Below are 12,657 nucleotides of genomic sequence, written 5' to 3' on the forward strand. Positions count from 1 at the left end.
ACCCGTCCGCCGCTGACCTGAACGGAGCAAGCTCCGTCAAGTCCGCTCGACTTGCATGTATTAGGCACGCCGCCAGCGTTCGTCCTGAGCAAGGATCAAACTCTCCAAAAAGTGTTTGACTTGCTCAATTGTTTCTACTAAAAATACGGGGTGTACTTTTAATAGAAGTTAAAAATTAAAACGTTGACGTTTTATTGATTTTGTTCAGTTTTCAATGTTCAATCCGCTGCTTAATAGCAACTTTTATACAATATCATTTCACCCTTTTGAATGTCAACATCTTTTTTAAATGTTTTTCATTCTTACGTTTCTCGTAACGGGCAAGATTTAATTTACCATGCATTAGAACAAAAGGTCAATACTTTTTCTTCTTTTTTTTATTTTTTTTCATATACTTTTTCAAAACACCTTAAAACGGAGGCTGAAGCCGTGATGCCTTGGTTATTTATTCGACTAAAGCAGTTGAAATGGACCGTTCTTTTCTTTTGCTCTGCAATCTTTTTTTTAATGATGATTCCTCCTTCTGCCGAACAGCCTGTTGTTTCAGTTGTTGACCGCCCTTCTGCTATTTACAAAGGGGACAAGCATGTCGCCCTGACTGTAAATGTGGATGATTCTGAAAAAAATGCGGCAAAACTCGCAAAACTATTCATCAAGCACAAGATAACGGCTTCTTTTTTTGTAACGTCTGCCTGGCTTGAGAAACACCCTAAAACCACAAAGCTTCTTGTAGATCGTGCATTCGATATAGGCGTCCTGCTGACGGACATTTCGGACGATAGAGAGATTGAAAAAGAAATCGCTTCTGTCCAAAAAATACTAAGTGGTTATCATAAAGAAGGCACTCTTTATATAAGGGCGGCTGAGGATGTTGGGGAATTACCAGAATCTACTGCTTCACACGGCTATTTGACAATACAGTGGAGTGTTGATTTAGCAAAACAGACTCCCTCTGATTTTATCCGTCACGTTGAACAAGGAGATATTGTGCTGCTAAACCCGGAAGAAGATTTCCGCATTACAGAGAAATGGCTCTCTCTTTTAGTGAAGAAGGAAGAAGCAGTCAGCTTATCGGAAATGGCTGGGGGAGAGACACGAATTGAGTACGTTCCATGAAAAAACCTCGAAAACAGGACATTACCCTGCTTTCGAGGTTTTTTGATTGTATTGAGGAAGCATAAGCAACTGAAAGGCGTTACATGGCAGAAGTGTGAAAAGCATTAGATACAGCCAGCTTTTTTCATTTGCCTGCAGGACAGGAAGCCACTCAAGTGTTGTCACGACGACCATAAAGAAAAGAGCAGCGATAAAAACGTTTTTGCTTTTTCCTTTCGCTTTTATGTAAGCCGTTATCAGGCCAAAAATAAGCAAGGTTGCGGCCAATATTAAGTATGAGCCAATCGCTTCACCGTTACTGAACGCTTTAAAACGAAAATAAACAAGATCAAATAACACGACGATAACTAATGCGATTTGGATAAAGTTCCAATAAGAACGAAATAAGCCAAGACCAAATTGATGAATAGTCAAATACGCAAAAAAGCCCATTTGGCTGATGACGCTGAATGTAAACCCAACCCCAATGAGCCATGTTAACACAGATAATACTTCTTTCCATTCTCCATTCGCAAACAGTGGCGAAAATTCATTCCAACGGATAATAAAGCCTAAAATACCGGTCACTGCGCCGCCAATCAGCAATGTATGTGTAAAAAAGCGGATCCAATTTCGTATACCCACGCAAAAAATCCTCCTGTATATTGTTCTGTTTCGATTGTACCAATACGCGCTTTCATGTGCTATGTACATTTTTTGTCTGCCCAAAAGAAAAGCGGAAAGAGCCTGGAGCTGGACAACTTTAAAAAAAGCTTCCGGGCTGCTGCCCGGGAGCTTTTAGTTAGATGAAATTTTGCCATCCAGTTTTTTCGCGATCTCCTGATAAATCGTGCCGAGTGGATGATCTTCTGCATAAACCGATGGAGCAAAGTCTTCTTCATTCCAATCCGGCTGCTGAAGCGGCAGACGGCCAAGTACCTCTGTACGCAGTTCATCGGCCAGCTTGTCTCCGCCGCCGCGTCCGAAAATATACTCTTTTTCACCTGTTGTTTTGCTTTCGAAGTATGCCATGTTCTCAATAACGCCAACAACTTCATGATCCGTTTGAAGCGCCATGGCACCGGCACGGGCTGCAACAAAAGCGGCAGTCGGATGAGGCGTTGATACAATGACTTCTTTACAATGCGGAAGCATCGTATGCACATCAAGCGCCACATCGCCTGTGCCCGGCGGCAAATCAAGAAGCAAATAGTCCAAGTCGCCCCATTCCACTTCTGAGAAAAAGTTATTCAGCATTTTACCGAGCATTGGGCCGCGCCAAATAACCGGTGCGTTATCATCTACAAAAAAACCCATTGAAATGACTTTGACACCGAAGCGGTCAACCGGAAAAATCTTTTCGCCGCGTACGACTGGGCGTGTTGTGATGCCCATCATATCCGGCACGCTGAATCCATAAATATCGGCATCAACGAGTCCGACCTTTTTGCCGAGACGCGCAAGAGATACGGCAAGGTTAACCGATACGGTCGATTTGCCGACACCGCCTTTTCCACTCGCAATCGCCAAAAAGGTTGTTTCGCTGTTTGGGGAAAGCAGACTCTCATCTTTTCCGACAGCATCGGCACCGCGGAATTTCGCCATCGCTTCGTCAGACAGCTCTTTAAAACGGATCCCCACCGTTTCTACTCCAGCTTCTTTTAACGAATTGACAATGCGCATTTGCAGCTGAAGCTGTTCCGGAGTGCCTGTCTGCGCAATCGCAATTTTCACACTTACATGGTTCTTTTCTTCTTTGATTGATACCTCTTCCAAGCCGCCCGTTTCTGCAAGTTTTTTATGTAAAAATGGGTCTTCAAGGGCATTCACGATATTGCGCACTTGCGCTTCTGTAATCATGGGAGCACCATCCTTTGACTATATTGTTCTCGTTCTTTAGTATAGCATACTCTTCAAAGAAGGATGGGAAACGGTTACTTTTGTGTAAGATAACGAAGAATGCCACGAGAAATGGAGGCTGCTGTTTTTTCCTGGTACTCTTCACTTTCTAACAGCCGCCGTTCAACGGGATTGGATAAAAAGCCAATTTCCACGAGCGCACCTGGAATATCCGCTTCTTTTAAAACATAGACGTGCCCAATTTCAGCTGGCTGCCGGTCGGTATTACCCAAGTTGCCGATCAGTTCTTTTTGTATATCCGCTGCAATCTGTTGGTTTTCTGGGAGATGCGAAGAATAAAAGGTTTGCGCCCCCCGCCATTGTTCTGCCGGAATGGCGTTTAAATGAATACTCACAAATAAATCTGCATTCGATTCATTAATCAATTGCCTTCTTTTTTTCAAGTCTTCGGTTTTTCGGGTTCTGACGCTTTCTGTCTTCTCCTGCGCTAAATCCATATCTTCTTCCCTCGTCATGAGCACAACGGCTCCTTGTCCGTTTAAAAACTCCCGTAGCTTCTCAGATACAGACAGAGCGATATCTTTTTCAAGCGCCGGTTCACTTCCTGCGCCCCCATCCATGCCCCCATGACCCGGATCGATCATAATGGTAATACCGGCAAGCGGCGGACGCCACGCATTAAAAGCCGGCTTCACATCGTTATATACAAAAGCGGCAATTGCCACGAGTACGACAATGAACAAGATTTTTTTCATCGTCTCCCCTCCCGTCATTACCACTATATGAGAGAAAACGCCGTACATGAAAAAAATCCTCTCTCCAAATGGAGAAAGGATTTCCAAACGCATTATTAACGTTTTGAGAACTGAGGTGCGCGACGAGCGCCTTTAAGACCGTATTTTTTACGTTCTTTCGCACGTGCATCACGAGTAAGGTAGCCAGCACGTTTAAGTGTTGGACGGAATTCCGGATCAGCTTGCAGAAGAGCGCGGGCGATACCGTGACGGATCGCTCCTGCCTGACCTGTGTAGCCGCCTCCGTTTACATTTACGTGTACATCATAGCTGTTTACTGTTTCAGTCGCAACGAGCGGCTGGTTGATCACAGTGCGCAGCGCTTCGAATGGGATATAATCTTCAGCAGTACGGCCGTTAATGATGATTTTACCTTCGCCTGGTACGAGACGTACGCGGGCTACTGAACTTTTACGGCGTCCTGTGCCTAAGTATTGAACTTGTGACAATGTCATTTCCTCCTTTTAATAATTAAAATTATCCGCGAAGTTCGTAAACTTCTGGTTGTTGTGCTTCGTGTTTATGTTCTGCTCCAGCGTAAACGTGAAGTTTTTTGAACATTTGACGGCCTAAAGAACCTTTTGGAAGCATACCTTTAATGGCAAGCTCAAGCATTCTTTCAGGATTTTTATCACGCATTTGACCTGCAGTAGTTGTTTTCAAACCACCTGGATACATGCTGTGACGGTAGTAAATTTTTCCTTGAAGTTTGTTACCTGTTAATTCGATTTTAGACGCATTAAGAATAATAACGTTATCGCCAGTGTCAACGTGTGGTGTGAAAGTTGGTTTATGTTTGCCGCGCAAAATAGATGCTACTTCGCTTGAAAGACGGCCCAATGTTTTGCCTTCAGCATCGATCACGAACCATTTACGCTCGATTTCGCCTGCTTTAGCCATATAAGTCGTACGCATTGTTTACCCTCCTGATTTGTTTATGTTTTACGGTTCCATGTATTTATATCACGATTAACTTTCCGGGGCTGATCGTGGGGTCAAATAACATACCATATGCTATAATATACCGCCTGCTAGTCAATGTCAAGACAAAATGCAACACTTGGTGAAGTTGTCACGAAAAAGTTCTAAGAGAAACAACTTTAGACGTTAAAAAGACATTCTCTCATGCTGTCTGCCGGCGAATACGTAAAGCGATTATTCATAGAATACCTCCCACAGATAAAGCCCTTCGGCAGGTGCAGTCTGGGGAGCGCGGTTCCGGTCACGCTGCGCTAAAATACGTGCGACGTCTTCCGGCTCCAGCCGGCCATTGCCTACTTTCATAAGCGTACCAACCATGATCCGGACCATATTGTATAAAAAGCCTGTGCCTTTAAAGCGGATTTCAAGATCGTCACCTTGTTCGAAAAATGAAATATCTGTGACAGTGCGTACTTTGTTTTCTTTATCGCTTTTCGTGGAGCAGAAAGACGTGAAATCGTGTTCCCCCATTAAATAGGCGGCTGCTTCTTTCATTCGGCTCACATCAAGCGGGTACGGATAGTGGTACGCATATACGGTACGAAATGGATCGCGGTAGCGCGTGCGGTAAATGCGATACCGATATTCCTTGCCACTAACCGAATAGCGCGCATGAAACTTCTCAGATACTTCTTCCGTCCGCTTAACCGATATATCGCTTGGCAGCTCACCGTTTAACGCACGGGCCCACCGCTCCGCCAGCATCGTAATGGGTGTATCAAAATGAACTACCTGCCCCATCGCGTGCACACCGGCGTCTGTCCGGCCAGAGGCATGTGTTTTAACCGGCACTTTTTTATGAATCTTCCAGAGCGCCTTCTCTAACTCCCGCTGCACAGTCCGGTCTTTCGGCTGCGACTGATAGCCGGAGAAGCGCGATCCGTCATACATAATCTCACATTTAATTCGTTTCACGCTAATCCTCCTATCAGCTTCTCAGCATAAATAATACGACGGCCAATACAGCAAGAAGCAGCAACGCCATTGTATCACGCACATGCCACGCCAAAACACGGTATTTCGTCCGTCCCTGGCCGCCTTTATAACCGCGGGCTTCCATTGCGACCGCGAGCTCCTCCGCCCGCTTAAACGCACTGACAAAGAGGGGGATTAAAAGCGGGATAACCGCCTTTACCCGATCGGCTATGGAGCCGCTCGTAAAATCAGCACCACGGGCCATTTGCGCTTTCATAATCTTATCCGTTTCATCCAGAAGCGTTGGAATGAACCGAAGTGAAATGGACATCATCAGCGCAAGCTCATGGACCGGCACTTTAATTTTTTTCAGCGGACCGAATAATGACTCAATTCCATCTGTGACGGAGATGGGCGGTGTCGTCAAAGTTAAAAGAGACGTCACCAGAATCAATAGAAAAAAGCGTAATGAAATAAAAATTCCTTTGATGACGCCGCCTTCATAAATGCTTAAAAAACCAACCTGCGTCAGAACCTCTCCCTCTTTCGTAAAAAACACATGCAGAAAAAAGGTAAACAAAATAAGCAGGATCACCGGCTTTAAACCGGCAATTAAAAACCGGAGCTTTACATTCGATGAAAAAACAATGAAAAGTGTAAAAGCGCCCAGCAGCGCATATGTTGCGACGTTGTTAGCCAAAAAGACAATTAAAACAAAAACGAAAATAAATAACAGCTTTGCCCGCGGGTCCATTCGGTGCACAATGGAGTCCGCCGGCAAATAACGGCCTAAAATCACTTTCTCCATCATCGGCGCTCACCACGCAGATCGCGGATTTCTTGTGCCAGTTCTTCTGGCGTCAAACAAAGACGCTTAAGTGGAAAACCTAGTTTTTCTTCAAATAAATGCTGGAAGTGGATTGTTTCCGGCACATCAAGTCCAATCGCTCTTAAACTGTCACGGTCACTGAAAATTTCACGGGGTGTGCCGGTTTTGTAAACTCGGCCTTTGTGCATCATTACAATTTTATCCGCGTAACGGGCTGCATCTTCCATGCTGTGTGTAACGAGGACACATGTCAGGCCGTTGTTCTTCTGTAAGGAAGCAAACATCTCCATCATGTCCAGCCGGCCGCGCGGATCGAGTCCTGCTGTCGGTTCATCCAGTACGAGCACATCCGGTTTCATTGCCAGTACGCCGGCAATTGCCACGCGTCTCATTTGTCCGCCTGACAGATCAAAGGGAGACCGTTCGAGCACACTTTCCGGCAGTCCAACGAGACGAATGGCATCACGCGCGCGCTGCTTTGCCTGTTCTTCCTTTACGCCAAAATTCATCGGGCCAAAACAAATATCTTTCTCCACTGTTTCTTCAAACAGCTGATGCTCTGGAAATTGAAATACAATGCCGACACGGCGCCTTACTTCTTTTAAGTCTTTTTCTTTCCGACCTGCCGCAATGGTCCGGCTGCCGATATCAATTTCGCCTTTTAGCGGTTTTAACAGTACATTTAAATGCTGAAGGACCGTTGATTTACCTGAGCCTGTATGGCCAATGATCGCCATATACTCGCCTGAAGGGATATGAAATGATACATCTGTTATGGCCAGCCGTTCAAAAGGCGTACCCGCCGCGTATCGGTATTCTACTTCGCGAAGTTTAATGTCCATATGTCTCTCACCAGCTCTTCTTGATTAAAATGCCGCTGCGTTAATAAAAGTCCTTCATCCGCAAGCAGCTGACTCATCCGGACCGAAAATGGCACACCAAGACCAAGCTGGAGCAATTCCTGGTCCATCTGGAAAATCGCCTGTGGTGTTCCTTCCGTGTATATGCTGCCTTCATTCAGCACGATGACCCGATCTGCTTTCGCCGCTTCTTCGAGGTCATGTGTAATCGAAATCACGGTCAATCCTTCTTTTTCTTTTAGTTCACGAATCGTTTCCATCACTTCATCACGTCCCAGCGGGTCAAGCATTGACGTCGCTTCATCAAGCAAAATAATGTCCGGACGTAGCGCAATGACGCTCGCAATTGCTACCCGCTGCTTTTGGCCGCCAGACAGATGGTGGGGCTCTTGATTCAGAAAAGCGGTCATGCCGACTTTTTGGAGCGCCGCCAGCACGCGTTCTTTCATCATTGTTTGTTCTACACCGTTGTTTTCTAACCCAAAAGCCACATCATCCTGTACCGTTGTACCAACGAATTGATTATCTGGATTTTGAAAGACCATTCCAAGCTTTTCGCGTATAGACCAAACATTCTCTTCAGAAAGCATAAATCCGCTAATCATGACCTGTCCTTTTTGTGGATAATGAAGGCCGTTCAGCATTTTCGCAAGCGTTGACTTTCCTGATCCGTTATGACCGACGATAGCCAGCCATTCGCCGCGCTGTACATGCAATGATACATTTTGGAGCGCAAAAGCTGTTTGATCCGGATATTGAAATGACACCTCTTGAATGGAAATTACCGTTTCACTCAAGCTGACCCCTCCTATTTTCGACAAAAACAAAAAAAGCCCGCACCCCGAACCGAAGAATACATCTCTTCTTGCTGCTAAAGCAGCGTGGCAGGGGGTGCATGAGCTAGACGGGTCGCACATGAAGCGCCGGGGTACGCCCATCGTAACGCTCTAAGCTTGTTGATAGAAAAGCGCAAGGCTCTGCCATTCAGGTCCAGCAGAGTAGCATCTTTGCCAGCCATGACGGCTTACGACCAAGAGACTGATCGACTGGAGCTGGAAAATGTCCAAAAACTTGCACTTTTTTAAAGTATAAAAAAAGGGCAAAACAAAGCAACGTTCGTTTTGTTCTGCCCATTTCGCGGTCTTATTGACTTACACTAGCTCAATAATCACCATTGGTGCGCCATCGCCGCGGCGTGGACCGACTTTCATAATGCGAGTGTAGCCACCTTGACGTTCTGTGTAGCGTGGTGCCACATCATCAAACAATTTTTGAAGAGCGTATACAGGCTGCTCTTTCATTTTGCCTTTTTTCTCTACTTCTACAGTAGAAGCGACTTCGTGACGAAGGAATGCAGCAGCCTGACGGCGGGCATGCAAGTCACCACGTTTACCGAGTGTAATCATTTTTTCTACAACTGAGCGCAATTCTTTTGCACGTGCTTCAGTCGTTTCAATGCGTTCGCTGATGATAAGATCTGTAGTCAAATCACGAAGCATCGCTTTGCGCTGAGCGCTTGTACGTCCTAGCTTTCTGTAAGCCATGAAGATACCCTCCTTTATTGATGTCGTTTAGTCAATCAATCTTCTTTTCGTAAGCCGAGGCCAAGCTCGTCCAGTTTCGCTTTTACTTCTTCAAGTGATTTACGGCCAAGGTTACGGACTTTCATCATGTCGTCCTCGCTCTTGTTCGCAAGTTCTTGAACAGTATTAATACCAGCGCGTTTTAAGCAGTTGTAAGAACGGACAGATAGATCAAGTTCTTCGATCGTCATCTCAAGTACTTTTTCTTTCTGGTCTTCTTCTTTTTCTACCATGATTTCCGCATGCTGTGCTTCATCTGTTAATCCTACGAAAATGTTAAGATGTTCATTTAAAATTTTCGCACCTAAAGAAATGGCTTCTTTTGGTCCGATGCTGCCATCTGTCCAAACGTCCAGTGACAATTTATCAAAGTTTGAAAGCTGCCCGACACGAGTGTTTTCCACTTGGAAGTTCACACGCGATACAGGTGTATAGATGGAGTCGATCGCAATGACGCCGATTGGATGATCTTCTTTTTTGTTGTGATCAGCCCGGTTGTACCCTCTGCCGCGTTGTGCCGTCAAGCGCATACGGAAATTGGCATTTTCGCCCAATGTCGCAATATGCAGATCAGGATTTAAAATTTCCACATCGCTGTCATGAGTAATGTCGGCAGCCGTTACCGTTCCTGGACCTTGAACATCAATTTCAAGCGTTTTTTCCTCATCGGAATAAATCTTAAGCGCTAATTTTTTAATGTTCAAAATGATCGACGTAACATCTTCTACGACGCCTTCAATTGTTGAGAATTCGTGCAGTACACCATCAATCTGAATGGCTGTCACTGCGGCACCCGGAAGTGAAGATAATAAAATACGACGCAAGGAGTTCCCTAGAGTTGTACCATATCCGCGTTCAAGTGGTTCCACGACGAACTTTCCAAACGTAGCATCATCGCTGATCTCAACCGTTTCAATTTTTGGCTTTTCAATTTCGATCATTCCATTTTCCCTCCTTGAATACGTCGAAATTCCGGTAATCCGAAATTCCCCATGTTTACCATTCCCGATTTTACAAAACAAGTGGTCAATTCCTGAATCAAAACAGTCAATTTTCCATTATAACCGGAATAGTTCTCCTTTATGCAGGAAGATTAAACACGACGACGTTTTGGAGGACGGCAGCCATTGTGAGGTACTGGAGTTACGTCTTTAATTGCAGTAACTTCCAAACCTGCTGCTTGAAGCGCACGAATAGCAGCTTCACGGCCTGAACCTGGACCTTTTACTGTTACTTCAAGAGTTTTCATACCATGTTCGATTGATGCTTTCGCAGCTGTTTCAGCAGCCATTTGAGCAGCAAACGGAGTGGATTTACGTGATCCTCTGAAACCAAGGGCACCTGCACTTGACCAAGATAGAGCGTTACCGTGAACGTCTGTAATAGTGACGATTGTATTGTTGAACGTTGAGCGGATGTGAGCAATACCAGATTCGATATTCTTTTTCACACGACGCTTACGAGTTTGTTGTTTACGAGCCATGTCTTAATTCTGCCTCCTTTACCAATTATTTTTTCTTGTTCGCTACAGTTTTACGCGGGCCTTTACGAGTACGCGCGTTGTTTTTCGTGTTCTGTCCACGTACTGGAAGTCCACGGCGATGACGGATACCACGGAATGAACCGATTTCCATCAAACGTTTAATGTTAAGAGATACTTCACGACGAAGGTCACCCTCTACTTTCAAGCGGTCAACGATTTCACGGATTTTGTTTAATTCATCTTCCGTTAAATCGCGTACACGAGTGTCCTGTGAAACGCCTGCTTCTTCAAGAATTTGTTCAGACGTTGGTCTGCCGATTCCGAAAATATAAGTTAATGAGATAACTACACGCTTATCGCGTGGAATATCAACACCTGCTACACGTGCCATAAAATGTGCACCTCCCTTTAATATTAGCCTTGTTTTTGTTTATGCTTAGGGTTTTCACAAATAACCATAACTTTGCCGCGTCTGCGAATGACTTTGCATTTCTCACAGATTGGCTTAACTGATGGTCTTACTTTCATTTCTCCAACCTCCTTCATAGTCCGGAGCGCCATATATGTTATTTGTAACGGTACGTGATCCGTCCGCGTGTTAAGTCATACGGTGAAAGTTCTACTGTTACTTTATCACCAGGCAAGATACGGATAAAATGCATACGGATTTTGCCTGAAACGTGCGCTAAAATAGTATGCCCATTTTCCAATTCTACCTTAAACATGGCGTTTGGCAAAGTTTCAGTGACTGTACCTTCAATTTCAATTACATCGTCTTTCGCCATTTAGTTCATCTCCCTTCACTTTTCATCCGTTTGGCTGCTGCCTAGGCTTTCGTCAAAATGTCGAAGCCTGTTTCGGTTATCGCAATTGTATGTTCAAAATGAGCACACATTTTTCCATCCTGTGTAACGACAGTCCAATTATCCTCAAGTGTTTTTACGTAACGACGACCGGCATTGACCATCGGTTCGATCGCGAGCACCATACCAGGTTTTAGCAACGGCCCTTTTCCCGGCGGACCGTAATGAGGAATTTGCGGAGCCTCATGGAGGTTCTGCCCAACACCGTGCCCAACATACTCACGAACGATTGAAAAGCCATTCGATTCCACATACGTTTGAATCGCATGGGAGATGGTAGAAAGACGTTCACCCGGTTTCGCTTCATTGAGTCCGATGTAAAGCGATTCCTCTGTTACGTCGAGAAGCTTCTCCGTCTCAGGTGCAATCCGGCCGACAGCGTATGTCCAGGCCGAGTCGCCATGATACCCCTTATAATAAGCACCGATATCAATGCTGATAATGTCCCCTTCTTTTAATGTACGGCTGCCGGGAATCCCGTGCACAAGCTCTTCATTTACAGAAGCGCAAATGCTGCCAGGAAAACCATTATACCCTTTAAAAGAAGGTGCTGCATCCATGCTTCGAATGAAGTTTTCAGCAACAGCATCCAGCTCCATCGTACTTATCCCGGGAGAAATATGGTTTTGCAGTTCCTGATGTGTAAGCGCGACAATACGCCCCGCTTCTTTCATAATCTCCAGTTCACGAGGGGTTTTACAAATGATCATTAGTTACGGAGACCTTTAAGGAGCTCATCAATATTTTCAAAGACAACATTGATATCCTGCTGGCCGTTAATGTTTTTCAAATATCCTTTTTCGCTATAGAAAGCAAGCAATGGTGCAGTTTGCTTTACATTCACGTCAAGACGGTTCTGAACCGTTTCCGCATTATCATCTGCACGTTGATACAATTCGCCGCCGCAGCGGTCGCATTTATCTTCCTGAGATGGCGGGTTGAATTCCAGATGATACGTTGCACCGCAGCTTTTACAAATGCGGCGGCCTGTTAAGCGTCCCATTAAAATGTCTTGGTCAACCTCGACATTAATAACGTAATCAATTTTACGGTTAAGGCCGGCCAGAATGTCTTCAAGCGCTTCTGCCTGCGCCACTGTACGCGGGAAGCCATCTAATAGAAAGCCTTTTGCACAGTCCGCTTTCGCAAGGCGTTCGTTGACAATCCCGATCGTTACTTCGTCCGGAACGAGTTCGCCTTTATCCATAAATGATTTTGCTTTTAAGCCCAGCTCCGTTTCATCCTTCATTGCAGCACGGAACATGTCCCCTGTTGAAATGTGCGGCACGCCGTACTTTTCAACAATTTTCTCTGCCTGAGTCCCTTTACCGGCACCAGGCAATCCCATTAACACGAGATTCATCGATATACCCCCTCAGTCTGATTGAGTGAAG

The 12,657-nt window shown here is 45.2% G+C and carries 18 protein-coding genes and 1 rRNA gene; 1 reads left to right on the forward strand and 18 read right to left on the reverse strand.

Annotated features, from left to right (window positions below; all coding sequences use genetic code 11):
* Positions 1-111: ribosomal RNA gene (locus BA724_RS04000) — 16S ribosomal RNA — on the reverse strand; the annotation flags it as partial.
* 321 nt (positions 112-432) lie between these two features.
* Here BA724_RS04000 and BA724_RS04005 point away from each other — a divergent pair.
* Positions 433-1,116 (forward strand): polysaccharide deacetylase family protein, encoded by a 684-nt coding sequence (locus BA724_RS04005; protein WP_342669985.1) that lies wholly within the window; start codon positions 433-435, stop codon positions 1,114-1,116.
* A gap of 21 nt (positions 1,117-1,137) precedes the next feature.
* Here the strand turns inward: BA724_RS04005 and BA724_RS04010 are convergent, their stop codons facing one another.
* The 17 genes from BA724_RS04010 to BA724_RS04090 form a co-directional block, all read right to left on the reverse strand.
* Positions 1,138-1,740 carry a KinB-signaling pathway activation protein gene (locus tag BA724_RS04010; protein ID WP_069937403.1) on the reverse strand — a complete coding sequence of 201 codons (603 nt, stop codon included), beginning with the start codon at positions 1,738-1,740 and terminating at the stop codon, positions 1,138-1,140.
* 153 nt (positions 1,741-1,893) lie between these two features.
* On the reverse strand, positions 1,894-2,955 hold the full coding sequence (locus BA724_RS04015; protein WP_069937404.1) for a P-loop NTPase: 1,062 nt from the start codon (positions 2,953-2,955) through the stop codon (positions 1,894-1,896).
* 74 nt (positions 2,956-3,029) lie between these two features.
* Entirely contained in the window at positions 3,030-3,710 is a 681-nt protein-coding gene (cwlD, locus tag BA724_RS04020; RefSeq protein WP_069937405.1) for an N-acetylmuramoyl-L-alanine amidase CwlD, read from the reverse strand.
* A gap of 95 nt (positions 3,711-3,805) precedes the next feature.
* Positions 3,806-4,198 carry a 30S ribosomal protein S9 gene (gene rpsI, locus BA724_RS04025; protein WP_045851882.1) on the reverse strand — a complete coding sequence of 131 codons (393 nt, stop codon included), beginning with the start codon at positions 4,196-4,198 and terminating at the stop codon, positions 3,806-3,808.
* Positions 4,199-4,226: 28 nt separating this feature from the next.
* A complete protein-coding gene (rplM, locus tag BA724_RS04030; RefSeq protein ID WP_069937406.1) occupies positions 4,227-4,664 on the reverse strand; it encodes a 50S ribosomal protein L13 in 438 nt (145 codons plus the stop codon).
* Positions 4,665-4,904: 240 nt separating this feature from the next.
* Entirely contained in the window at positions 4,905-5,645 is a 741-nt protein-coding gene (truA, locus tag BA724_RS04035; RefSeq protein WP_069937407.1) for a tRNA pseudouridine(38-40) synthase TruA, read from the reverse strand.
* 13 nt (positions 5,646-5,658) lie between these two features.
* Complete coding sequence (locus BA724_RS04040) at positions 5,659-6,456, reverse strand: energy-coupling factor transporter transmembrane component T family protein (RefSeq protein ID WP_069937408.1); 798 nt, start codon at positions 6,454-6,456, stop codon at positions 5,659-5,661.
* Entirely contained in the window at positions 6,453-7,316 is an 864-nt protein-coding gene (locus tag BA724_RS04045; RefSeq protein WP_069937409.1) for an energy-coupling factor ABC transporter ATP-binding protein, read from the reverse strand. Before BA724_RS04045 ends, BA724_RS04040 begins: the two co-directional genes overlap by 4 nt.
* Positions 7,292-8,131 carry an energy-coupling factor ABC transporter ATP-binding protein gene (locus BA724_RS04050; RefSeq protein WP_069937410.1) on the reverse strand — a complete coding sequence of 280 codons (840 nt, stop codon included), beginning with the start codon at positions 8,129-8,131 and terminating at the stop codon, positions 7,292-7,294. Before BA724_RS04050 ends, BA724_RS04045 begins: the two co-directional genes overlap by 25 nt.
* Positions 8,132-8,485: 354 nt before the next feature.
* The gene (gene rplQ, locus BA724_RS04055; RefSeq protein ID WP_069937411.1) at positions 8,486-8,878 is read right to left on the reverse strand and encodes a 50S ribosomal protein L17; all 393 of its coding nucleotides are present in this window, start codon (positions 8,876-8,878) and stop codon (positions 8,486-8,488) included.
* Positions 8,879-8,913: 35 nt separating this feature from the next.
* Positions 8,914-9,858, reverse strand: a complete 945-nt coding sequence (locus BA724_RS04060) for a DNA-directed RNA polymerase subunit alpha (protein WP_046180667.1) — start codon at positions 9,856-9,858, stop codon at positions 8,914-8,916.
* Between the two features lie 152 nt (positions 9,859-10,010).
* Positions 10,011-10,400 carry a 30S ribosomal protein S11 gene (gene rpsK, locus BA724_RS04065; RefSeq protein ID WP_045851874.1) on the reverse strand — a complete coding sequence of 130 codons (390 nt, stop codon included), beginning with the start codon at positions 10,398-10,400 and terminating at the stop codon, positions 10,011-10,013.
* A gap of 25 nt (positions 10,401-10,425) precedes the next feature.
* On the reverse strand, positions 10,426-10,791 hold the full coding sequence (gene rpsM, locus BA724_RS04070; RefSeq protein WP_069937412.1) for a 30S ribosomal protein S13: 366 nt from the start codon (positions 10,789-10,791) through the stop codon (positions 10,426-10,428).
* 23 nt (positions 10,792-10,814) lie between these two features.
* Positions 10,815-10,928, reverse strand: coding sequence for a 50S ribosomal protein L36 (rpmJ, locus tag BA724_RS04075; protein WP_000868344.1), 114 nt, complete (start codon positions 10,926-10,928; stop codon positions 10,815-10,817).
* A gap of 38 nt (positions 10,929-10,966) precedes the next feature.
* Entirely contained in the window at positions 10,967-11,185 is a 219-nt protein-coding gene (gene infA / locus BA724_RS04080) for a translation initiation factor IF-1 (protein WP_018395177.1), read from the reverse strand.
* Positions 11,186-11,226: 41 nt separating this feature from the next.
* Positions 11,227-11,973 carry a type I methionyl aminopeptidase gene (gene map, locus BA724_RS04085; protein ID WP_069937413.1) on the reverse strand — a complete coding sequence of 249 codons (747 nt, stop codon included), beginning with the start codon at positions 11,971-11,973 and terminating at the stop codon, positions 11,227-11,229.
* Complete coding sequence (locus BA724_RS04090) at positions 11,973-12,626, reverse strand: adenylate kinase (protein WP_069937414.1); 654 nt, start codon at positions 12,624-12,626, stop codon at positions 11,973-11,975. Before BA724_RS04090 ends, map begins: the two co-directional genes overlap by 1 nt.
* Positions 12,627-12,657: the final 31 nt, after the last annotated feature.

It is taken from the genome of Domibacillus iocasae (assembly GCF_001750285.1).
Lineage (GTDB): Bacteria > Bacillota > Bacilli > Bacillales > Domibacillaceae > Domibacillus > Domibacillus iocasae.